Annotated in this window: 12 protein-coding genes and 9 pseudogenes; 13 read left to right on the forward strand and 8 right to left on the reverse strand. The window is 39.0% G+C overall.

The genetic code is table 11. The annotated features are described in order from the left end of the window. Positions 1–9: 9 nt before the first annotated feature. A pseudogene (locus BTN49_RS22295) lies at positions 10–795 on the forward strand (IS982 family transposase). Between the two features lie 104 nt (positions 796–899). Here the strand turns inward: BTN49_RS22295 and BTN49_RS07730 are convergent. Further along, complete coding sequence (locus BTN49_RS07730; RefSeq protein WP_097356699.1) at positions 900–1,868, reverse strand: TerC/Alx family metal homeostasis membrane protein; 969 nt, start codon at positions 1,866–1,868, stop codon at positions 900–902. A gap of 409 nt (positions 1,869–2,277) precedes the next feature. On the opposite strand from BTN49_RS07730, the pseudogene BTN49_RS22300 reads away from it, so the two are divergent. After that, positions 2,278–3,011: pseudogene (locus BTN49_RS22300) on the forward strand (transposase). A gap of 47 nt (positions 3,012–3,058) precedes the next feature. Here the strand turns inward: BTN49_RS22300 and BTN49_RS07740 are convergent. Both BTN49_RS07740 and BTN49_RS17985 read right to left on the reverse strand, forming a co-directional pair. Then, on the reverse strand, positions 3,059–3,856 hold the full coding sequence (locus tag BTN49_RS07740; protein ID WP_097356700.1) for a ParA family protein: 798 nt from the start codon (positions 3,854–3,856) through the stop codon (positions 3,059–3,061). 243 nt (positions 3,857–4,099) lie between these two features. Continuing rightward, a pseudogene (locus BTN49_RS17985) lies at positions 4,100–4,527 on the reverse strand (transposase); the annotation flags it as partial. 86 nt (positions 4,528–4,613) lie between these two features. Between BTN49_RS17985 and BTN49_RS20875 the strand changes: the two are divergent. The 3 genes and pseudogenes from BTN49_RS20875 to BTN49_RS17990 form a co-directional block, all read left to right on the forward strand. Continuing rightward, positions 4,614–5,500: pseudogene (locus BTN49_RS20875) on the forward strand (IS982 family transposase). 507 nt (positions 5,501–6,007) lie between these two features. Then, the gene (locus BTN49_RS07750) at positions 6,008–6,346 is read left to right on the forward strand and encodes a hypothetical protein (protein WP_097356701.1); all 339 of its coding nucleotides are present in this window, start codon (positions 6,008–6,010) and stop codon (positions 6,344–6,346) included. 167 nt (positions 6,347–6,513) lie between these two features. Beyond that, positions 6,514–7,220, forward strand: a pseudogene (locus tag BTN49_RS17990) (IS5 family transposase); the annotation flags it as partial. Between the two features lie 526 nt (positions 7,221–7,746). Here BTN49_RS17990 and BTN49_RS07760 read toward each other — a convergent pair. Both BTN49_RS07760 and BTN49_RS07765 read right to left on the reverse strand, forming a co-directional pair. Continuing rightward, positions 7,747–7,899 (reverse strand): hypothetical protein, encoded by a 153-nt coding sequence (locus tag BTN49_RS07760; RefSeq protein ID WP_223823789.1) that lies wholly within the window; start codon positions 7,897–7,899, stop codon positions 7,747–7,749. Positions 7,900–8,066: 167 nt separating this feature from the next. Next, positions 8,067–8,456 (reverse strand): annotated as a pseudogene (locus BTN49_RS07765) (DUF3164 family protein). 375 nt (positions 8,457–8,831) lie between these two features. Here BTN49_RS07765 and BTN49_RS07770 point away from each other — a divergent pair. The 6 genes and pseudogenes from BTN49_RS07770 to BTN49_RS20890 form a co-directional block, all read left to right on the forward strand. Further along, complete coding sequence (locus BTN49_RS07770) at positions 8,832–9,752, forward strand: manganese-dependent inorganic pyrophosphatase (RefSeq protein WP_097356702.1); 921 nt, start codon at positions 8,832–8,834, stop codon at positions 9,750–9,752. Between the two features lie 166 nt (positions 9,753–9,918). Beyond that, a pseudogene (locus BTN49_RS22305) lies at positions 9,919–10,110 on the forward strand (IS982 family transposase); the annotation flags it as partial. 960 nt (positions 10,111–11,070) lie between these two features. Then, on the forward strand, positions 11,071–11,760 hold the full coding sequence (locus tag BTN49_RS07775) for a DUF2786 domain-containing protein (RefSeq protein WP_097356703.1): 690 nt from the start codon (positions 11,071–11,073) through the stop codon (positions 11,758–11,760). Positions 11,761–12,790: 1,030 nt separating this feature from the next. Further along, a complete protein-coding gene (locus tag BTN49_RS07780) occupies positions 12,791–12,979 on the forward strand; it encodes a hypothetical protein (protein ID WP_097356704.1) in 189 nt (62 codons plus the stop codon). 493 nt (positions 12,980–13,472) lie between these two features. Continuing rightward, positions 13,473–13,751 (forward strand): hypothetical protein, encoded by a 279-nt coding sequence (locus BTN49_RS20885; protein WP_339378841.1) that lies wholly within the window; start codon positions 13,473–13,475, stop codon positions 13,749–13,751. Between the two features lie 392 nt (positions 13,752–14,143). Continuing rightward, positions 14,144–14,485: pseudogene (locus BTN49_RS20890) on the forward strand (transposase); the annotation flags it as partial. A 123-nt stretch (positions 14,486–14,608) separates the two neighbouring features. On the opposite strand, the pseudogene BTN49_RS22310 reads toward BTN49_RS20890, so the two are convergent. Beyond that, positions 14,609–15,279: pseudogene (locus BTN49_RS22310) on the reverse strand (transposase); the annotation flags it as partial. 481 nt (positions 15,280–15,760) lie between these two features. Here BTN49_RS22310 and BTN49_RS07795 point away from each other — a divergent pair. Continuing rightward, the gene (locus BTN49_RS07795; protein ID WP_097356706.1) at positions 15,761–16,654 is read left to right on the forward strand and encodes a hypothetical protein; all 894 of its coding nucleotides are present in this window, start codon (positions 15,761–15,763) and stop codon (positions 16,652–16,654) included. A 681-nt stretch (positions 16,655–17,335) separates the two neighbouring features. Here the strand turns inward: BTN49_RS07795 and BTN49_RS07800 are convergent. Then, positions 17,336–18,895, reverse strand: coding sequence for a SulP family inorganic anion transporter (locus BTN49_RS07800; RefSeq protein ID WP_097356707.1), 1,560 nt, complete (start codon positions 18,893–18,895; stop codon positions 17,336–17,338). A 245-nt stretch (positions 18,896–19,140) separates the two neighbouring features. Beyond that, positions 19,141–22,026 (reverse strand): ribonuclease E, encoded by a 2,886-nt coding sequence (gene rne, locus BTN49_RS07805; protein ID WP_097356708.1) that lies wholly within the window; start codon positions 22,024–22,026, stop codon positions 19,141–19,143. Between the two features lie 501 nt (positions 22,027–22,527). On the opposite strand from rne, the gene rluC reads away from it, so the two are divergent. Then, positions 22,528–23,478: a 23S rRNA pseudouridine(955/2504/2580) synthase RluC gene (gene rluC, locus BTN49_RS07810; RefSeq protein ID WP_097356765.1), complete on the forward strand. Its 951-nt coding sequence runs from the start codon at positions 22,528–22,530 to the stop codon at positions 23,476–23,478. The last annotated feature ends 207 nt before the right edge of the window (positions 23,479–23,685 follow it).

The following is a 23,685-nucleotide window of genomic DNA, read 5'->3' on the forward strand; positions in this document are numbered from 1 at the left end:
GATTTGGGTATGAATAACTTAAACGATGTGTGCCATATTTTCCTCCCTACATGGGAAAAACACCTAATTTTTCCGGTAACAAACAAAGAAACAAGCATTTTCGCCTCTTAGTTAGCAAAGTGATGACGATAGTGATAGCTTTCCATCAATCTGGGTATCAAGACTTCAGAACCTATTACATCCACTTTTTTTACCGCTACCTCACCAACGAATTTCTTGAATTAGTTAGCTACATGAAAATGTTCAATCTCATGCAAGGTGTTCTGGTTTCTATTTGCTCTTATCTCATTCACCGTCAGGAATTGCCTTCGTTGATTTATCCAAGCTACAGGTTTGTCATAACCTACAAATTATCAGATATCAGATTTTTAAAGGTACCGTGAAGCGAGGAAAAGAAACGATGGGTAGTTCTACGGTTTCAAATTACACATTATGATCAATGATCAAGGTGGCATTATCTCAGTCAAAGTGACGACGGCTAACATGGATGATAGAAAGCCTATATCAGAAATGATTGACGAGCTTTGGGGGTATTTATACGGAGATAAAGGTTATATATCTGGTCCATTGGAACGGGAACTTTCAGACAAGGTAGTGATACTGATGACGGATATAAAAAATACGAAACCCAAAGTGATAAAACTTTAGAACCGCCTGATGCTCCGGAAATGATTTATTATCGAAACCGTTTTTGACCAACTAAAAAACATATCCCAAATCGAATATTCTCAGCACCGCTGTTGTATCAGATTTATGGTCAACTTTCTAGCGGGGCTTATCGCGGATTCATTTTAACCAAAAAATCCGAGCATCAATATGGCTAGGTTTGATAAGAAATCGCTTATGCAGGTCTGAGGTTAATTAGATACATCTTCGTTAGATGCCAAACATATATGGGTTTATGGCAGTATTTTTTCTAATTTCCATCGCTTCCAAATCGATGCAACAATCCCGACTACCAGTGATGTGATTATAACACCCAGAGACATAGATGTTGCAATGGCAAATGGAGTGTCGATGAGCAACATCTTCGTGCCGATAAAACAGAGCATAAATGCCAATGTATGGTGTAAGTATGCAAATCTTGTTAACATGCCACCTAGCACAAAATACAGTGAGCGAAGACCCAGCAAGGCAAAGACATTGGCTGCAAGTACCAAGTAAGGTTCTTGTGTTACAGCAAAGATTGCTGGGATAGAATCCAAGGCAAACATCACGTCTGTCATTGCTATAACTATCACAACTACCAGCATGGGTGTTGCTAAAATCCCAATGTCATCGCGAATAAATAGTTTATTCCCAGAATAATCAGGGCTGACACGAAGGACTCTTTTTATAAACACCACGGTGAAATTATCCGAAAAACATTTGCTCTCTTGACCATGTTGACTTTGATGTAACATTTTGATACCTGTCCAAATTAGGAAGAAACCAAATAGGTAGAGTATCATATGAAATTCTGCAATCAGGGGTGCACCCACAGAAATCATAAGGGTGCGCAGTATTAGTGCACCCAAGATACCTAACATCAGTATACGTGGTACGTTCTTATCGGGTACTTTGTATTGACTAAAGATCAGCGCAAATACAAAGAGATTGTCGACGCTTAATGATTTTTCGAGTAAGTAACCGGTGACGAATGCTGTAGCAGCTTCGCTTGAAGAGAGCAGACTTGCTGGCGACAGATCTGACCAAAGGAAGTACATAGCCCCTGCAAATAAAAACGCTAACGCAAGCCAAAATATACTCCAAATGGTTGCGGAACGAAAACTGATACTGCTTCTTGTTAGGAATAAATCGATGCCAAGCATCAACAGTGTCAGCATTAACAGGCCTTTGTAACCTGAAAAAAGTTCAGTTAAGAACATGGCACCTCCGTGTTACAGGGAAATAGTACACACCTAGTCAACCGTATAGCTGAACGATAAAATAAAATATATGTGATTGGTATTATCAAAACAATGTTACTGACATTTGATTGCAAAAGGAGTGGAATAACTACTATTGGTAGAATGAGTACTCCCAAAACTTCGCAAGTTTAGTGTGTTTATGACAAATAGAGAACTAAAAAATGGCAGACAGTAATTAAATATGGAAGAAAGATTGAGACAGCAAATAATGTTAGGGTAGAACATCTAAATAACCTGAGCTGTGCATAAGAAATGAACTAAATATCCAAGTCACGATCTGATCCTTTGAAAAAACTATCGACTGCATAAGGATTTGAGCATAAATAATTTAGACGCCGTTTTCGTCGATGTCGACGACTTTTGCTAGATTTTTCTTCCTACATGGAGAAAATACCTAATTTCTTCCGGTGTCAAAGCAATAAACCTTTTCGCCTCTCAGTTAGCGAAGTGACGACGATAGAGATATCTTTCCATCAATCGGGATATCGAGACTTCAAAACCCATTACATCCACTTTGTTTACTGCTATCCCATCAATGAATTTCCTGAATTATGCAGCTACACGAGAATGCTCAAGCTCATGGTAAGGTGTTCTGGTTCCGCTTTGCTCTTACTTCACTCACCGTAAGGCAATCCCTGTCGGCCTTGCCTTCGTTGATTTGTCCAAGTTACAGGTTTGTCATAACTTACGCATTCTCAGACATCAGGTTTTTAAAGGTACCGAGAAGTGAGGACAAGTGACGACAGCTAACTTAGATGATAGAAAGCCTGTGTCGGAAATGGCTGACGAGTTTTGGGGGTGTTTATACGGAAACAAAGGTTATATCTCTGGTCCATTGGAGCTAGAACTCGCAAACAAGGGAGTGACACCGATAACGGATATGAAAAAGAATATGAAACCCAAAGTGATGAAACTTTGGGACCGCTTGATGCTCCGGAAACGATGTATTATCGAAACCGTTTTTGATTAACTAAAAAATATATCCCAAATTGGGCATTTTTGACACCGTCATTATATTAGCTTTATGGTCAATTTTCTAGCGTGTCGTATTCGTTTTAACCAAAGAAACCGAGTATCAAGATGATTCGGCTTGATAAGTAAGCGCTTATGCAGATCTGAGATCACTTACTACTTTCAAAAAGGCAACGTTAACGGTATTCCAAGTTTCTTTCTTCAGCTTGCATTTCTAGCCTCTTATATAAAGTAGCAAAGCTTTGCGACAACTTGTGTTGTGGAGCGAAATGCACCAACGGGCATTGATTATAATGTGATTCCTTCATTTTAATCGATTGAGGAAGGAAAGGTTCCAATACAGGTAAACCAATATCTCGTACTTTTTGGATGATTTGAGTGGGAAACTTAGCCTGCGCATTAAACATATTTACCACAATACCTTCCAATATAAGCTTACGGTTATGATCGTCACGTAGCTCAGCTAAGTTATCTATCAAAGTTAGTAAAGCCTGATGGGAGAAACTGTCACAATCAAAAGGGATCAGTAGCCTATGCGCGGCAATTAGACCTGCCTTACTATAGAAATTAAGGTTTGGGGGAGTATCAATATAAATGCGGTCATATTCTCTTTCTAGTTCATCAAGCGCGTCTCTGAGCTTGTAAATTTTATAACGCCGTTCCAGCTCAACTTCAAGTGTAGCGAGATGAGGGCTGGATGAGATGATATCGAGATTTTCGTAAACTGTCGGTTGAGGAAATTGCTTAATCGGTGCAGACGTTGAAAACCATGATATGGTTCGATCGAGTAAACCTGCAACAGTTCTATCACTCTTCTCGTTGATATCAACACCTAGGTAATTACTACTATTGCCTTGTATATCTAGATCTATTAACAGTGTTTTCTTCCCACTCTCAGCGCTTAAGGCTGCAAGATTAACCGTGATGCTTGACTTTCCGACACCACCTTTTTGGTTAAAAATAATCCGTCGCATGATTCCTACCTTTTTAGTCTTTGAAAAGAACGATTACGAATTGTACGTATATATTAATAATATCAGTTTGTTATGCCAAAACTACATCAAGATGTTTGTTTTAATAAGATTAAATTGTTTCATGGAGAGGACACAGATTTACCAAGATAGTAGGCTATATTAATATAAGGATAACGTCCCTTCTAGGGGCGTTATTGATTAATTTATGCCTATAACGCACTGATCTAAATATTTCTTATGGTTTTAATTTGTCTGCTGTCGTACATGCATACCGAGTCTTAGAACTTTGTTCCTTGCTTTCACATTTACTAGCACTTCACCAACTTGAGTATTCGTAATTACGAAAAGTGAGTTTAGGGCTGAGTACCTATTCATAGCGAAATATTGCTGTCTCTGCTAATAAACGTTTGTGATAACTCCTGTCCCTTTTTCCACTCCGCTAGTTTGTCCTTTTTCAATGCCTTTACAGCTTCATTTCTAGGATGTCTTTCCTCCCAATACCCCGCGTTGCTTCGAGGTGGAATACTGTGCGTTATTCCTTTGTATTTTAGTACGTAGTGACATGCTTTTGTGTCATAGGTTACATCAGCACTGACTTGCTGTATCTTGTGTTGTAATGGGTTAAGCCATGTAGGTAAAATCTCATTGTCACCTACAGAAACTAGGTTAACCTAAGCTGCGCTTAAAACATAAACTAAATGCCAAAGTCGCGATCTGATCATTTGAAAAAACTATTGACTGTATAAGGACTTGGCCTTTGAATAACTTAGACGTTGTTTTCGTCAATGTCGACGACTTCTTCGAGACTTTCCTCCCTGCATGGAAAAAACACCTCATTTTTTCCGGTTCTAAATAAAGAAACAAGGCTTTTCTCCTCTCAGTTAGCGAAGTGATGACGATAGTGATAGCTTTCCATCAATCGGGGTATCGAGACTTCAAAACCTATTACATCCACTTTGTTTACTTCTACCGCACCAACGAATTTCCTAAATTATTCCGCTACACGAGAATGCTCAAGCTCATGCAAGGTGTTCTGGTTCCGCTTTGCTCTTATCTCACTCACCGTAAGGCAAGGCTGACAGGGATTGCCTTCTCGTTGATTCATCTAGGTTACAGGTTTGTTATAACTTATACGCATTCTCAGACATCAGTTTTTAAAGGTACCTCGGAGCGAGGAAAAGGAACGATGGAGTAGTTTTGTGGCTTCAAATTACACCTCATTATCAATGACCAAGGTGGTATTATCTCAGTAAAAGTGACGACAGCTAACGTGGCTGATAGAAAGCCTGTGTCGGAAATGTTTGATGAGTTTTGGGGGTGTTTATACGGAGACAAAGGTTATATCTCTGGTCCATTGGAGCTGGAACTCGCAAACAAGGGAGTGATAACGATAACGGATATGAAAAAGAATATTAAACTCAAAGTGATGAAACTTTGGGACCGTATGATGCTCCGGAAACGATTTATTAACGAAACCGTTTTTGACCAACTAAAAAACATATCTCAAATCGAGCATTCTCAGCACCTTAATTGTATCAGCTTTATGGTCAATTTTTAGCGGGTCTTATCGCGTATTTATTTCAACCAAAGAAATCGAGTATCAAAATGCCTCGGTTTGATAAGCAAATTCTTGTGCAGATTTGATCTTAAGTCAGAGACAGAAACAACAGCGAAAATGGCGCCAAAACAATGGGTTAGTCATTAAAAATGAGATCAATCATCATTGATGAACGCCCCGCGTTTGTAAATGGTCGGGAAGGGTCATATATTTAATAGGTTTTTCTTCGTGTAGAATACCTACTTTATGAATAGTGATAATTATAGTTAGCGGTGACATTAGATGTCGTTTTCACTAGGACACAAAAATAGTTAGAAAGCATGATATAGGACATGGTGGATACCAAACCTACCGAGATAGTTTTTTATTTGCTAAACGTGTGCGTAAATGATTTGTGTTTTACAGTGTAAGATCAAGTGACACTTAACTTATGAATTCAGTCTATAATCCTTCTACTCATTGGAATAGTAGTATTTTTAGCTGTGTGCGCCAATATAATAACGGCTATTTTAGAGTTTAAGGAGTAGTGATAAAAAGTGAGGTTGTATGTTCTGTATAACTTATTATGGGATTAAAAAGGAGTACTAATAATAATGCGTATGAAATTAATTTTCTTATTAAGCATAATCTACCTACCGGTTTCGGCACATTCAAAAGATAGCACTTGGGATCAAACAAAAGAATCTGCTACAGAAGCATGGAAATTGGCAAAAAAAACTAGTGATAGTAGTTGGAAGACTCTCAAAGAAAAAAGCAGCATAGTTTGGGAAAGAACCCTAGAAAAAATCGGTAAATGGGCTGACGAAGCTAATAGGAGAACCGATGAAATATTAATACAAAAACCGAAAAAGTCAGTGCCTGAAGAGACTGAAACTGTACCAGTAAATCCGTTAATTTTAAAGTCTTTAGGTGTATTTAATCAACAGGCTTGATTCAAGAAAGCACTTTATATATTCAAAGAATTTAAAGAGGTGTTGTTTCCAAAATATCTAAACTAATCGCAATTTCTACGGTCAGATCAGCATGGAGTTAAAAAGGAGGGGATGATAAGAAAAGCAAGCAAAAGATCAGTAACTGGAAATAATATAGTCCAGCATTAATAAACTGTGGCTTAGTCACTTTTTGGATAGACGACGTTGCCATTAAGGCATGGCCTTATCCAAAGTATCCTGGTCATCGTAACCGTGAGTTTATAACTATCGATACTGCAATTGAAACAGCACTGATGGTGAAAGGTACTTTCAAGTTTTGCCTTGAGCGTTAAAAGGCTTTCTCAATTCGGTTTTTACGTTGATAAATATCCCGCTGAAATCTCCTACATATACTTGTATTAGTAAGTATTTGAAGACCGTAGAAGTATAAGTAACATTTACCGAGTCGTTATTGATGCCAGAGGCCTAAAGCTATACGGCGAAGGTGAATGGAAAACACGTAAACACAGTAAGGAGAAGCGGTGTATCTGACTTAAACTTCATCTTGCCGTTGATGTGTTTACTTATGAGGTTATTGCTGCAGAAGTTAACCTAGTTTCTGTAGGTGATAATGAGATTTTACCTACATGGCTTAACCCATTATGACGCAAGATACAGTAAGTCAGTGCTGATGTAACCTATGACACAAAAGCATGTCACTACGTACTCAAACATAAAGGAATAACACCCAGTATTCCACCTCGAAGCAACGCTGATTACTGGGAGGAAAGGCATCCTAGAAAATGAAGCTGTAAAAGCATTGAAAAATGATAAACTAACAGAGGTTAAATCGGATAATGGTTATTACAAACGCTCATTAGCAGAAACAGCAATTGTATCTCTCATAAGCAGCCTACTTAACCGCATCGGTTTTTTTCGTATGAGCGACTTATAAACTCTGCAACACATCTTGGGTTCTCCTGTATAGCGACCAGAATAAGCTGTATTAAGGCCAAAACTCTTGTCTTGACAAGGGGGACACTATTTCTGCAAGCATAGTTCAGCATTTTGTGTCGTACTAGTTGATCATTAGTGCCTAGAGCGGTTGCTAGGCAGACAAGCCATGTTCGCTTATTCTTTAAAATACCTTTCTTTTGTAATTGGTTTGCTCATTCTTCATATTCCTTTTTATTGCTTGATATTGATGTTATTCGCTTCTCTTTGGGCAGTGTCGTATTGCGTCAATCACCGCAATTGTTATTTACCCATTGTTCTGCTTCGGGTTGAGAGCAGTGGAGAAACTTCATGATGTATTTAATTCATTGGTTAGGCCGCTTCACTTTCGTCTTTCCATTAGAGTTCCTACCTCATCTCGTCGTACTTTTCGCGAACGTTCGAACCTGAGTGATCTAGAATGAACTTCAGTGCTGCGATGTAACATTTTTCAAATGTGCAATCTGAAAACGAAATGCCGTTTTTTCAATTAAGGCTTCAGCCATTTCAATTTCTCGACCAATCATGCTGCGAGTTTGTGCGGTAGTGAAAAAACCTTGCAGTGGGTTAGCTCTATGCATATTGGAACCCTCAATTCCGTTAGTCATAAATGATCACGATGTTGTTGTTTCTCATAGGGCAACTCACGTTTATCTCTCCATGTAGGGTGCTTATCAGTAACATTTACACCTCGCTACAGCTTGGCGATATCAAGGACGATTTGTTTATACTGACCATCACATTGGTGTTAATAGATGAGTAGGTAAGGCCTTTTTCCTCCATCGTAAATTGAATTAGCAATGGTATTCATAGCTTTTAACCAATCTTGGTCGGTAATGTTCAGTTGGCGAAGGCTAAGCACTTGGTTTACAGCGATGTGACCTTGCTTGTTTATACGGAAAGACAAATCAACTAGGGCTTTAACCGCATCACTTGAATTCTCATTCTAGCGGTTAATTCCTTCGTCAATTTTTGTCTTAGCAGCTTGGATGTGTTCATCGAATACACGGTGTTCTCCGATTGAGCGTTGCTCTTTATTTTTTCCATCAAATGAAAGCAGGATAATGTTTCTTTTGATGCCACCGTATTTCACATTAAATTCGGCATAGCTTAAGTTTATAAAATAGTGGTTCTTAATGTGCTTGCTGCAAAAGCTTCCCTAACTGAAAGTTGTGTAAGAAAAATTCCTTGTCTCGATTGCTTTAGTTGACGAACCTATCTATCAATCGTGGACTCACCCAAATTCATTACTCTGCTGTTTCATCAACAAAGTTGTTTTGATCAAGAATACGTAGGGTAACTTCGTGGTTACATTTTTGGTTAAATATTATTTTGGTACGTTTATGATTATTATCACCTGTTCGCATTTAAGAGGATGATGTCACCATAAATCGAATGGCATAATTGAATGTGTCACTTCAAAACTTAAATCAAACAGCGGGATCAATGTACATTTTATGCCACTCTGATAAAGTTCTATTACATTTAAATATAAGCATGATGAGAGATAACTATGCCAATCTATGTAGTGGGACACAAAAACCCAGACTCTGATTCAATCTGCGGTGCTATAGCACTTGCCTACTTGCAAAACGAAATTAACCAACCTGCGGTTGCTACCCGATTAGGTACCTTGTCTCCAGAAACAATATTTATTCTGGAACGCTTTGGTTTCGAAGCACCTGAGTTAAAACTTAGCTATGCGAGGGAAACAGTATACATTGTTGACCATTCGGAACTTATTCAGGCACCAGACGATATCGAACAGGCGACCATCATGGGTATCGTTGACCACCACAAATTGGGTGATCTAACCACATCTACCCCATTGGAATGCTGGATCCGCCCTGTGGGCTGTTCCAATACTGTCATAAAAATGATGTACGACTTTTATGAAGTGGTAATTCCAAAAAACATCGCCGGAATTATGCTGTGTGCAATCCTAAGTGATACAGTTATCTTGAAATCACCAACTTGTACTACAGCAGATATTCGTTGTGTAAAAGAACTTGCTGAAATTGTGGGTATTGAAGATACCAAAGCACTGGGTATGGAGATGTTTCACGTAAAATCTGCAATTGCAAACACCCCAGCTCTCGATCTGGTTATGCGTGATTTCAAGGACTTCAATATGAACGGTAACCTAATTGGCATTGGTCAATTAGAAGTGATTGATTTAGAAGTATTTAATGAAATAAAACCGGCTCTGGAAACAGAAATCGCTTCACTGAAAGAAAAAGGAAATCGACACTCTGTCATGCTGTTACTAACCGATATCATGAATGAAGGCTCTGAGTTGCTGGTTGTTTCTGATGACATTACGACCATCGAACATGCATACGGTATCAAAATAGAAAACGGTCGTGTTTGGCTAGAAGGTGTATTGAGCCGAAAGAAACAAGTGGTACCAGCGCTTCAAAAAACGTTTGCATAATACCTCTTTGTTCCAAATAACGGCAGTATCTACTGCTATCTCTAGTGATGTTTTCCCTGTTTCATCCTTATTTAATTAACCTGAGCTGCGCATAAGAAATGAACTATATGCCCAAGTCGCGATCTGACCGTTTGAAAAAAACCATTGACTGCATAAGGACTTGGGCATGAATAACTCAGACGCTATTTTCGTCAATTTCTGCTAAACTTTCCTCCCTGCATGGAAAAAACACCTAATTTCTTCTGGTGTCAAACAAAGAAATAAGCCTTTTCATCCCTCAGTTAGCGAAGTGATGACGATAGTGATAGTTTTCCATCAATCGGGATATAGAGACTTCAAAACCTATTACATCCACTTTTATCTTCACGGTACGTTGTATGGTTCTTTTATAGCAGGATTCTTTCAACCTCTTGGTGTGTGTAAGTAACATCTAGTTCATTGACAAACGCTGACCGTAAAGATCTTGATTATCGAAGTGTGTTTACTTCTCTTTAGAAATTAAGCCAATAACGCAAATTCAACGTCTTCCGGTAAAAATTTCCTTTCTATCTCTTCGCGGATAATAATCCGTGAGAGGTTTCCCGTACTGGTTTATGGAGCCAGCTCTTTTTTAAAGCCAAAGACAAGGATAGCTACTGGCGCCATGCCTCAATTTTATCTGCTATTACGGGCTTTTATCGACACGCCGTTGCGGGGATCTGTTGCCTAAGGTTTATGGTACCTTAGGCATGGCGATAAGAGAGAAGACGGAAACCTTGAATTATACGGAGATACTGAAGGGATATATGAAGGTGAATCAGTATGAATGCATACTGTGGAGTAACAGGTTGATTTTTTAGTGTTACGGTACAGTACACTGGTGGTTGAATTAGTGGTAAGCGATCTAACATAGACCAGTGTGATGCTAGGCCGAAACCCGAAGACAAAATAGGTGCATATTAAGAGGTAAAAACTAGCAAAATGATAGGCCATTATTTATTTTGTATGGTGTTATCATACTCCGAGTATAAGAAGATTGATCTTTTTACTCTGGTCATTATATCCAATTAGAAATATTGAGATGCCTTACCTTTTAACACACTATATTGACAACCTGTTTACATCGATGTGCCTCGTTCTTTTATTTTCCACACTTCTGCTAGAAAATCAGATAAGCACATCTATCAGACTCTAATTGAACCTTTCTATACTGTGATTCCTCGCGAATAACACAGAACAAGTGCCAAGTAACACAAGATTTTCTAATCAATGTAGTTATACGCGTTGGTAAAATGCGTCACAATAGGTAGAATAATGCTCTTTTTTTGTGGTGAAATGAATGTCTGAAGCAAAATGTAAGGCTCTTAAGAAGATTGCAAAATGTCTTGAGCTAAGTAATTCGGCTAACATCAACGAAGCTGCACAAGCTATTAAAATGGCTCAGAGTTTAATGAAAAAGTATGGATTAGATCAAGATGACATTGATTTTATTAAGATGGGTAAAACGACATCTAAAACCATTTTGCCAACGTCTATTAACGAATCAATTTTAAGAATCATTCGTGGTATTAATACTAGATTTGGGGTAGAATGTGTCCTCACTAATTTTAAAGGACTAAAAAAAGCCGAGTTCATTGGTGATGCCGATCGTGCTATTTTTGCTGCCTTTGCATTTGATATCGTTTATCGTGAAATGAACGAGCATATTGGACAATTCCGTAGTAGCTTTACGGGTTCTGGTATGCCTCAAACAGAATTGACGCGTCGCATTCAATCATTTACCTTTGGATGGTTGGAAGGTGCACTAGAAAAACTGCCTAATATTACACCAGACGGAGATGTGAATAAAAAGATCAAAGACTATATCGACAGTCAATTTAAAAATATTGACCGTGAAACTTTTAAACAGCAGTTGAGAGATGTTATGAAGGGTATCACAGACGACTATAAAAAAGGCATTAAAAAAGGACAGCAAATTTCAGTTAACCGTCCCGTATCTGGTTCAAAAGAACCCAAGCTTCTTGGGTAACCGCCTTAACCACCTTAATCGGTGAGTGTCAGCACTTTTCAGTTTCACAGAGGAATAATACGTATACACCCTTAATTGAATTTCAAGCATTGATTACATAATTCTATCAAGTCAAGTATATCGTTTGTCTATGCTCAAGATATTTTGTTAACTCGATGCCGTTTCCAATCACTATCATGTCTGTAACAGACTTATTAATAAGGGTAGATCTACCTAAGTGTTAAGATTTGGTACCTTTACGATGGTTTCCTGATTTTAGACGACTTTGCCCCTGTTAAGAAAATGACCGTCGGTTTTGTATATCTTTCTCTAACCTTATTTTTACTAATATATCTCGACATAAATATTCTTCTAACCGTATAAAAACAGTCTTCCTAATCATGCGTTCAATAGATTATTTTTTGTGTAAAATACCTGTTTTTGCATGGTCACCTTGCTAGCTACCGTTAATGTTAAATGTCGTTTTTACCAGCAGATAAAACGGTTAAAAACCATAGTATCAATATTGGTGGACACCACCGCTATCGTTGCACTTCATGTTGCCCCTGAATTTAGATAATAACTGCGACACTTAGGGTCTAGCGTAGAAGAGGAAACCAATTATAGAAAGTGGTACATTATTCTCTCTGAGGAAACAAGTAGTACTACGATCAATTAACCTGAACTGCGGATAAGAAATGAACTAAATGCCAAAGCCGTGATCTGATCGTTTAAAAAACTATCGACTGCATAAGAACTTTGGCATAAATAACTTAGACGCTGTTTTCGTCAAAGTCGGCGACTTCTGCCAGATTCTCCTCCTTGCCTGGGCAAAATACCTCATTTCTTCCGGTATCAAACAAAGAAACAAGCCTTTTCTTTTCTCAGTTAGCGAAGTGACGACGATAGTGATAGCTTCCCATCAGTTTGGGTATTGAGACTTCAAGACTTATTACATCCACTTTATTTGCTTTTGCCTCACCAACAAATTTCCTGAATTAGTCAGCTACCCGCGAATGCCCAAGCTTATGCAAGGTTTTCTGGTACCGCTTTGCTCTTACCTCACTCACCGTTAGGGATTGCCTTTGTTGATTCGTCCAAACTACAGGTTGATTACAATGATCAAATTGGTAAAGCGTTGGCAAATGTGCAAGAGATGAACAAAGTCATAGGACTCGTATACTTGTTCGACAACAGACAAATTAAGACTGTAAAAAAGATCGGGATTAGTGCGTTATAGGTCTGATTGAATCAACAACTTTGGTCGATTATAGAAATGACGTGAGCAAAAGTATCATCAATAGATGACTCTCTTATCAAACAGCTTCTTCTTGAGGAACCAATCGTGATGAACGAAGAGATATTCGTGAATATTTGTCCAACCCAGAGTACCCACAATCACCACGCAGCCTGAGACAAAGAGTCTACCAAACAATGTTTAATCCACTTTTACATTTTGTGATTCATATCGAATCACATGAAAATACTGTTTTATCGCTGTGATATTCATGGTTTTTTCTAAAAATAGTCGTATAAGATTACGAGTTATAGTGATTTCTGGTAGACAGGTAGGAAATAATGAGGTGTAACCTGTTGATTGATCTCACCCGATTAATAACCAACAAGGAAGACAGCGCAGGGACAATAATCATCATGTTACCGAGCTTAATGAACTGCTGAAATAAAGCGCACAGCAGTTGTTGACTCAAGCTATAGAAACCGAGGTTCAATCCTTGCTCGATAATTTCACATCACTCCAAGCTAACGGAAAGCAGGGAGTGGTTTGCAGTGGCCATTTGCCTGATCGGTACCTACAAACTTGGTTCGGCGACATTACCATCAAAGTTCCAAAGGTTCAAGATAAAACAGGGAGCGGGATCAAGTTCAATAACACACTGGTTCCACCCTATCTCACAGTGAACCAAAAACATAGAAGAGCTTATCCCTTGGCCCTATCTGCATGGGATCTCAACGGGAGATATGTATCCAACCTAGAAATCGCTCTTAGATAAGCAAGCCAAAGGGTTATCAGCAAATAGTGTTTCTCGACTCAAGAAGCAGTGGGAAGCAAAATACAACCAGTGGCATAAGCGCGACCTAAGTAAACGGCGGTATGTCTACATTTAGACCGATGGTATTTACTGAAAAGTTTGGATGGATGACAAGCTTTTTCTTATTGTTGTCATCGGCATCTATGCGGTTGGCCGCAAGGAAGTGCTAGACGTTATCAATGGGTATAGGGAGTCAGAGGTCAGTTAGCTTTAAGTTCTGTCACAGCTGATGTACCAAGGTGTCAGTATCGCTCCTGAACTCGCCCTTGGTGATAGCGCTTTCGGTTTTTGGAAGGCAGTGATAAAGCATTTGGCTAACGACGCGTCATCAGTGCTGCTAGGTACACAAAACGGGCAATATATTAAACAAAGTCCTAAAATCTGTTCAACCAAAAATAAAAGAAACGCTTCACGATATCTGGATGACGGAGACACAACAAAAGGCACATAAAGCCTTCAGACAGTTCGAAATACGATATGGTGCTAAATATCCAAGAATAGCGGAGTTCCTGACCAAAGACAAAGTGGTAATGCTGATATTTTGTGATTTCTCCGCTGAGCACTGGACACCTATTCGAACGACAAACCCCATTGAATCAATGTTTTCAACGGTGAGCTTACGAACAAACAAAACCAAGAATTGTGGAAATCTAAAAACAACACTGGCAATGGCCTGCAAACTACTGAGGCTTTAAATTACTCGCGGATATCATCAAAGGTATGAAAATTAGAGATAGCATTCGTAAAAAACGTCAATCATTAGGATACGGCTCTGGAAGCCGTACACTAGATTTAACCATAGCTCATAAGAATTACAGGATGAGCCCCGCCAGCAAGTTGACCATAAAGCTGATACAACTACGGTGCTGAGAATGTTCGATTTGGGATATGTTTTTTAGTTGGTCAAAACAGTTTCAATAATAAATAATTTCCTGAGCATCAAGCAGTCCTAAAGTTTCATCACTTTGGATTTCATATTTTTTTCACACTCATTATTAGTGTTACTCTCTTGTCTGCAAGTTCCCGCTCTAATGAACCATATATAACCTTTATCGCCGTTATAACCACTCATTGTTCCTTTCCTCGCTTCGCGGTACCTTTAAAAACCTGATGTCTAAAAATGCGTAGGTTGTGACAAACCTGTAGCGTGGACGAATCAACGAAGGAAATTCCTGTTGGCCTTGCCTGACTGTGAGTGAGGTAAGACAAATCGAAACCAGAACACCTTGCATGAGATTGAGCATTCGCGTGTAGCTGACTAATTCTCGTTGGTGAGGCAGAGGCAAACAAAGTGGATGTAATAGGTCTTGAAGTCTCAATACCCAGACTGATGGGAAGCTATCACTATCGTCGTCACTTCGCTAACTGAGAGAAAAGAAGGCTTGTTTCTTTGTTTGATACCGGAAGAAATTAGGTATTTTGCCTAGGCAGGGAGGAGAATCTGGCAGAAATCGCTGACTTTAACGAAAACAGCGTCTAAATTATCTATGCCCAAGTTCTTATACAGTCAATAGTTTTTTAAACGATCAGATCGCAACTTAGGCATTTAGTTCATTTCTTATGCGCAGCTCAGGTTAAGTTAAACTAATTTATAAATTGAATGAAAAACGCTTTATGATTTTGCCTTTATGTTTGAAATAGTTAGCGGTGTATTCACAAAGTTACTTTGTAATGGCACACCGTTATTATTTGAATATAGGTGTTGATTTCTTTAAACGCCTCACAAAAAATATATAATGAACTAGGTATATTTATTCTGCTATCTAGTTCTATGTACAGATAGTTAATTGGAGAGTGTATTCGATAAGTTTAAAAGTGTGACTGTTAACTCGGTATTCTTGGTGTCTATCAATGCAGATATCATGTTTTTTAATAAAAGTTGTCACCATTAATCAAATAAGGACAAGTTCTGCACTGAAACTAACTTATTGAACAGACGATCATTAATGTATCTAAAAGGATGATTATAAATGACTATTATAACGAAAGATCGTGACCAACAGTTTGACACGTGGCTAAGTGACGTAAAGGAACTACGGGTACCGAAAGAGTTAATGCCTGTACGAAATAATTTTGTACTGTCGGATTTATTTAGTGACAGTACTGTCACGGGACAAAACTCAATAGGTTGCGGTATTGATGCAAATGAGCAATCAAAACAAGGTAAGTTGGTCGATGAAGCGAAAGAAAGAGGAGACCTAGTTGAATTAACTAATCTATTAGCTTCTTCAACAGGTAATGCTGTATCGAGTATTTTAGGTTTAGCACAATCACGTACTGACTGGAATCCGCAAGATCCTTGTAATATTAACAATCCTAATGGCTTCATAAAATTTATTGAAAAATTACTTACAATGCCTTACTTTCTTGCGGCTAAATCAGAGAAAACAGGTGTTCATTATGATAATAATAATTATGATAGTCTTATAAACAATATAGTGGATCTCTATACTGGACTTACTGAGTCTGATAAGACTCTAGTAAAATCTAGTGTTATAAGCTTAGCGAAAGCTTGTACGAGTCGCGTAAATACAAAGAATACAAAAACTTTGTTCATTCAACAGACCTTAGATGCATCGGATCGAAACATAGTAGTGAGGATTCATCAAACCTTTATGATCATGGAGTACGACAAGCAAAATAACAAAGGATGTCCTACATCCCATTTTGGGACTGATCTGGACGTTAATGTTTTAGAATTAACCTTTCAAGGTAATTTGTGGTCTAAAGAGGCCGCTAAAAAATTAGCGAACGTATTTGTACAAAGTTGGGATGACTGGCTCCAATACACAACAACTCCGAGTTTGGATGAGAAACAACCAAAAAAATACTGTTTCGATAAACCTGAACTGATAATGGAGTAATCTTATTATTTTAATGTTCTAATAAAATCTTGGAGAGTGTTCTGAATTCTGTATAAGTGTCTAAACTTTAGCTATATCGGCTAAAGATAGACTTAATTTTAGGACATGCCTCCAATTAATTGCATTAGTGGTAAAATTCACGTTCGATAAGAGTGTCTATCATCTTGTCAGGTATTATTGTGGATTTAGAGAAACCACATGATACTTCAATAATTGCCATAGAAACCTCTAGATAGAAACATTTAAACGCAGATATTCTATCAGAATTTTAAGAATTGGAGGCATGGTCCATGCTTCGACTTGTCATAATGATCACTATAATATTAAGTTGCTTTGTGTTGTTTTCTAAATGTTTGAACTAATCGCAATTCCTACGATCAGATCATCATGGAGTTAAGGGGGAGGTAATGATGGAAAAGGCTAGGCATAAGATCAGCAACTGAAAATAATTTAATCAAGCATTAGTAAACCGAGGGTTTATATTTGCGGATACCACGAGATTGAAACGGCACTGATGGTGAAAGGTATTTGGAGCCTATTGACGCAAGAAGATGTCAGCATGTACTGAATAACAAAGGAATAACACCCAGTATTCCACCGAGAAGTAACACGGGTTACTGGGAAGAAGGACATCCTAGTAATAAAGAGGACAGGGTTTATCACAAATTATTAACTGGAATGTCATTGTCCTCGAATATTATCAGTAACTTTATAGTTTTGATCTTCAATATGGTTGATTTCAACCAAACTCCCTGCTTTAGTAAGCAGGGATAAACAGTCTTGGGAAAGATGGCGTAAGTGCAGAGTCTTGTCCACCTTAGTGTAACGTTCAGCCAGAGTTTCAATCGCTTCAATGGCAGAATGGTCGGCAATGCGTGATCTATGGAAATCGATAATTACATCCTTCGGATCGCTTTCTGCGTCAAATATTTCAAGACAATTAGCGACTGAACCAAAGAACAGAGATCCGTTAATTTCATAGATTTTCGAGCCATCTTCATTGATATGACTTACTACATAAATGTGTTTGGCATGTTCCCACGCAAACATCAGGGAAGATACTATAACACCAATGATCACTGCAATGGCAAGATCAGTCGTGATAGTGATGACTGTTACCAATACGATGACAAAAAAATCCTTCTTGGGAACACAGCCAGCAAGTCTAAAAGACGTCCATTCGAATGTGCCAATAACAACCATGAACATCACACCAATCAGCGTAGCAAGTGGAATAATTTCAATCAATGATGACGCAAACAAGATGAAACACAGTAATGTTAGTGCAGCGATAATACCGGACAAACGTCCACGCCCGCCTGATTTCACGTTTATCATTGACTGACCAATCATAGCACAGCCTCCCATGGCACCGAACACTGCGCAGGTTATATTTGCCACACCTTGACCAATACATTCTCGGTTACCGCGACCACGGGTTCCTGTCATTTCATCTATAACAGTTAGTGTTAGCAGTGATTCAATCAAACCAACTGCAGCAAGGATTAGGGAATACGGCAGAATGATGTAAAGGCTTTCAAGGTTGAATGGAATATTTGGGATTGATAGTCTTGGCAGACTACCTGCCAGCGTTGTGTTGTCATCACCACTCATTGAGTGTAGGTAGTCAATTACGGTGTAGGTATCTAAATCTAGTAGTATCATGGCAGATGTGACCGTAACTATTGCGATAAGCGATGAAGGTACGGCCGTAGTTAACTTTGGTAGGAAGTGGATTATTGCCATTGTGATAGCGACTAAACTCAACATAAGGTAAAGCTGTTCGCCTTGTAGCCATTGAAGTGAGCCTGATGTGTCTGGTATTTGGAACAGCCTAAGCTGTGCTATAAAGATCACGATGGCAAGGCCATTTACAAAACCAATCATCACTGGATGTGGTACCATGCGAATAAATTTACCCAGTTTGAAGGTACCAAATATGACTTGAATTAAACCAGAAAGCAAAACTGCAGCAAAAAGATATTGAACACCGTGTTCGAATACAAGTCTAGCCATAACGACAGCCATGGCTGCAGTAGCACCAGAAATCATACTGGGTCGTCCGCCTAGAATGGAGGTCAAAAGACCCATAATGAAAGCAGCGTATAGACCAACCATCGGATCAACGCCTGCAACAAAAGCGAAGGCAACCGCTTCAGGAACAAGAGCAAAAGCGACAGTTAACCCCGATAATACGTCATTTTTTACTGAGTAGTGTGGTAACTTGTAGAATTCAAACATTATAATGGCTTATTTTTCTTCTTTTTTATAAAAATTGTAGTAAATCGAGATATCCAACGATTAATCGGTATTTGTTCGGTGATACCCTAAAAATACTAGAGAAATACGCTGTATCGTGAATATTGATGTGATGTTGTTTTGTTAAAAAATTAACTTTCATCATCACATCTAATAACTGAACAAATTATAGGGTACCGTACCAATACACCTGTTCAGATAGGTTCTTTTTCCAAATTAGTAAAACTTTATAAGTTTGGCTTAGTTATTGGAGAAGTCGAACGGTTTGTTGCCGCCTCACAGCCAGCTTTCTTAGTTTGTTTAAGCTCAGTACGGAATTGTGCAATTGTGAGGATAATAGGTATAGAATTTCTTCTCGGTGCGGGTGCTCTCGCCATTGGTGCTGTTGAGTGATTGCAACGGATAATAGGTGAACCTTCTGATGTAATAACTTTTACTATAGGGTTTTCACTGGATTCAATCACATCTGGTTCCTTTAACCTAACTGGAAGTTCTCCACTTAGCATTTCCTGAATTTCTAATTTAGTTTTTACCTCCAAAGTCGTTGACACAGAATAACGAGGGAATACTCTACCCATAGCTATTTCTGGAAAAGCAACACCGCCAAGAGAAGGTGTTGTTTTAACCATATCTTTTACTTGTACGCTCGTTACCACTACATCATCAATCACATTTTTGGCACTGACAGGAACTTTAGTATCTGTCTTAAATTGTCGTACTTTATCCACTGCTATTTCTGGCGATGTGAGGTTTGTTTTCAGATCAACGTCGTTATGTTTATCAAAAATATAGATTGATGTTTCCATCATGTTGAGTTGATCAAGAGTATGTTTTGTATATTTAGCTTCGTTTTCTTCTTGATTGTTAGAATGATGCCGCTGGCTACTTATGCGTAAGTGACGAGGAGAACGGCGGTTACGGCGTTTATCGCCATGTTGTTCAGTTTGCGTTGTTGTAGTTGTAACCCTGATATTTATATCCGCTTGTTTGGTTTCTATTGCTAAGACTGGATCTATTTCCTGCAGTGAAGTTACTGCAACAACTGCCTGCTCTTGTAAGATATCGACAACACGTATTCTTTTATCGAGTTTACGTTGTTGACGGCGTTGATTCACTTTTTCCGTATGCTCTGTTTTCACTGCAGCTGTAATTGGAGTAATTTCATTCATCTTTTCTTGGCGCAAATCAGTTTGCGCAGTTGGATTAATATTCCGGTCTTTACTAGAATATTTCTGATGTTCCGAAGACTCAGGTTTCTCTGTATGACGCTGTTGCTTCTTCTTGGAACGTTCTTGTATTCTGCTGTCTTCATCCAGCTGGCGATTACGTGAACCATGAGGAGTACGATCTTGTAAACATCTGTTATCACGACGTTTGCGATTATCTTGTTTTTGACTTTTTTGCTTTTCTTTTTTTGAATCAGCAGTAAATAGATATGATATGAAAGATACTAATTGTGAGAATAAACTAACTTTGTTTTCTTTCGTCGCTGATTTAGCAATAGGAACTGGTTTGGCTGGTACCGTGAAACCTTGTAGCGCAGGCTTTTCAAGCTTTTTTACTAAATATGCTATTGGAGCATCGTATTTTCCCTCAGCTTCGCGTATTGCTTCTAGTTGTTCAGGCAAACGGTAAGATACCGTTGTGTTCTCATCACCACTACGGATACGTATCACTTCAAAGTGAGGTGTTTCCATGTAAGCATTAGGCACAATGATGACACGTACATTGTGGTACTTCTCAACGTATTGTACAGAACGCCGTTTTTCGTTCAATAAGTAGGAAGCGACAGGGACAGGTACCACAGCCATGATTTGTGCTGAATTTTCTTTCAGAGATTCTTCTTCGATCAAACGAAGAATAGACAGTGATAGTGATTCATTATCACGAATTACACCTGTACCAGTACAACGAGGACAGATATGGTGGCTCGCTTCTGACAGAGAGGGGCTTAAGCGTTGACGAGACATTTCCAAAAGGCCAAAACAAGAGATGCGACCGATTTGAACGCGAGCACGATCCATTCGTGCCGATTCACGTAGGCAATTTTCTACCTCACGTTGATTACGGACAGGGGTCATATCGATGAAATCGATAACAACCAAACCACCTAGATCACGCAGACGTAGTTGGCGTGCGATTTCATCAGCAGCTTCTAAGTTTGTTTGCAGCGCAGTGTCTTCAATATCAGAACCCTTAGTTGCACGGGCTGAGTTGATATCAATAGAGGTCAGTGCTTCAGTTGGGTCGATAACAATCGAACCACCAGAAGGTAAACGAACCTCACGTTGGAATGCGGATTCAATTTGAGTTTCGATTTGGTAGTGGCTAAATAAGGGGACTTCGCCTTCGTAGTGCTTCAAGCGTTGAATGAAGTCAGGGCGAGTTGCTATAATGCGCTCACGTGCTTGATGGTATATTGTTTCGTTATCAATGAGTACTTCTCCGATGTCACGGCGCAGATAGTCACGAAATGCACGTGCAATTACATCGCTTTCTTGGTAAATGAGAAAAGGCGCTGGTGCGCCTGCAGCATCGATAATACGTTTCCAATTATTAAGCAGATAGTTCAAATCCCACTCGAGTTCTTCGGCAGATTTCCCCACACCAGCAGTGCGGACAATAAGACCCATACCCAGTGGTAACTGGAGACCGGACATAGCCTCTTTCAACTGGTTGCGCTCTTCACCCTCAATGCGACGAGAAATACCGCCAGCACGTGGGTTGTTAGGCATAAGTACGAGATAGCTACCTGCAAGAGAGATGAAGGTTGTCAGTGCGGCGCCCTTGTTGCCACGCTCCTCTTTATCGACTTGAACAATGACTTCATGTCCTTCTTTTAGGACATCTTTAATGTGTGGACGACCTCTGTAACTGTAATTGTCTGAAAAATATTCTCTTGCAATTTCTTTTAGGGGAAGGAAACCATGTCGGTCTGAGCCATAATCTACGAACGCTGCTTCAAGACTTGGTTCAATACGTGTTATACGTCCTTTATAAATGTTAGATTTTTTCGATTCATGGCCGAGGCTTTCAATATCTAGATCGTACAAGCGCTGACCGTCAACTAATGCGACGCGCAACTCTTCTTTTTGAGTTGCGTTGATCAACATTCTTTTCATATCAAACTTTTCTCAATTATCTTTCGTTGTTATTAGTTGTTGGCTTCGAGGTTAAAAACGCAAAGTTTCTGGGTTCAAAAGCTGACATTAATATAACCGCATAGCTGGGAAATTAGGGGATACTTTTACCCCAAGATACAAAAACATTTCGGTCGACTCAGTCGGCTCTACTTCACATAATGACGATCGTTTCCTCAACTATTGGTTATTTATTCCATGTGCCAACAAACTAACGGGTACTTTATCCATCATGTCTTATGCCAATTGCAGCACGATTAAAACTCGTTGAACTATCAGTGAATCAGCACTATTTAGAGATATTGCCATGAATGGACAATCTGTTTTGGATAAAGCGGTAAATTTACTATACTTTGCCGGTATTCTTACCGTGGTGTGCAAAAAATCTGCAAACTTATCTGCATTACGGCGCAACTATAGCAGGGACATTTTTTTGCAGCAAATTTGTTTGTTACGATGTAGTATATGTCTCTTATGAATAGAGAAGAACCCAAAGTGCAGTTTATCAAGATTTCTGATGACATTGCGGGCCAACGGATCGATAATTTTCTCCGAAATAGGTTTAAAAAAGTCCCTAGCAGTATGATTTATCGTATTCTCCGTAAAGGGAGGGTGCGCGTAAATAAAAAACGGATAAAACCGGAATATAAGCTAAAAAATGAGGATGTTATACGTCTTCCACCGATTAAGATCCAAGAGACCATGGAGGTTACGGTACCTAACACCAATTTAGAGTTTGTGACTAGACTAGAAAAATGTGTGGTGTATGAGGACGATCACATACTGATTCTCAATAAACCATCTGGAACTGCCGTACACGGTGGGAGTGGTTTGTGTTTTGGCGTGATTGAGGCGATGCGTGCGCTTCGTCCATATGTACGTTTTCTGGAATTGGTGCATCGTATTGATAGAGATACATCAGGTATTCTTTTAATTGCCAAGAAACGTTCTGTACTGCGCCATCTTCAAGTACAGTTCCGCGAAAAAACTGTAAAGAAGCACTACTTTGCTTTAGTAATGGGAAACTGGAAACCTACAATGTGTAAAGTGACTGCTCCATTGTTAAAAAATGAAATGAATAGTATTGTTCGTGTTAACCAAAGCGGGAAGAAATGTGAAACACGCTTTAAAGTACTAGAACAGTTTGAAGAAGCCACCTTGGTGCAAGCCACTCCGATCACGGGACGTACACATCAAATCCGTGTGCATGCGCAGTACTCGGGTCACCCAATTGCTTGGGATGGTAGGTATGGTGACCAACGCTTTGACGCATACACTAAGCAGTTTGGATTGAGTCGATTGTTCCTGCATGCTGCAAATATTAAGTTCACGCATCCGGTAACTGAGGAAAAAATGGATATATCTGCACCAATGAATAAATTATTGGAAGGTGTAATTGAAGGACTAAGATCCTGTTGTAGCTAGATCAAAATAAATGGGCATAATCCACGTGCTGATAAAATAACTGATCAATGGAACAGCGCTCTTTCCTTCTTACTAGACTTCACCTCTGCCCATTTATGTTCTATTGGGTTAAGATCTGGATCTGTAAGGAGGAAGCCATTCTAAAGTACAAACACGAGCTTCAGTATTCTTCCAGTGTATCGCTACGTTTATGAAAACTCGCATTAT

The sequence above is a fragment of the Candidatus Enterovibrio escicola genome (assembly GCF_002464935.1).
In the GTDB taxonomy this organism is placed as follows: domain Bacteria; phylum Pseudomonadota; class Gammaproteobacteria; order Enterobacterales; family Vibrionaceae; genus Enterovibrio; species Enterovibrio escicola.

Excerpts from the sequence above, each read along its gene's own strand:
- BTN49_RS07760 (WP_223823789.1), bottom strand. The coding sequence starts at position 7,899 with ATGCATAGAGCTAACCCACTGCAAGGTTTTTTCACTACCGCACAAACT.
- BTN49_RS07770 (WP_097356702.1), top strand. The coding sequence starts at position 8,832 with ATGCCAATCTATGTAGTGGGACACAAAAACCCAGACTCTGATTCAATC.
- BTN49_RS07750 (WP_097356701.1), top strand. The coding sequence starts at position 6,008 with ATGCGTATGAAATTAATTTTCTTATTAAGCATAATCTACCTACCGGTT.
- BTN49_RS07800 (WP_097356707.1), bottom strand. The coding sequence starts at position 18,895 with ATGTTTGAATTCTACAAGTTACCACACTACTCAGTAAAAAATGACGTA.
- BTN49_RS07775 (WP_097356703.1), top strand. The coding sequence starts at position 11,071 with ATGTCTGAAGCAAAATGTAAGGCTCTTAAGAAGATTGCAAAATGTCTT.
- BTN49_RS07740 (WP_097356700.1), bottom strand. The coding sequence starts at position 3,856 with ATGCGACGGATTATTTTTAACCAAAAAGGTGGTGTCGGAAAGTCAAGC.
- BTN49_RS07730 (WP_097356699.1), bottom strand. The coding sequence starts at position 1,868 with ATGTTCTTAACTGAACTTTTTTCAGGTTACAAAGGCCTGTTAATGCTG.
- rluC (WP_097356765.1), top strand. The coding sequence starts at position 22,528 with ATGAATAGAGAAGAACCCAAAGTGCAGTTTATCAAGATTTCTGATGAC.
- BTN49_RS07795 (WP_097356706.1), top strand. The coding sequence starts at position 15,761 with ATGACTATTATAACGAAAGATCGTGACCAACAGTTTGACACGTGGCTA.
- rne (WP_097356708.1), bottom strand. The coding sequence starts at position 22,026 with ATGTTGATCAACGCAACTCAAAAAGAAGAGTTGCGCGTCGCATTAGTT.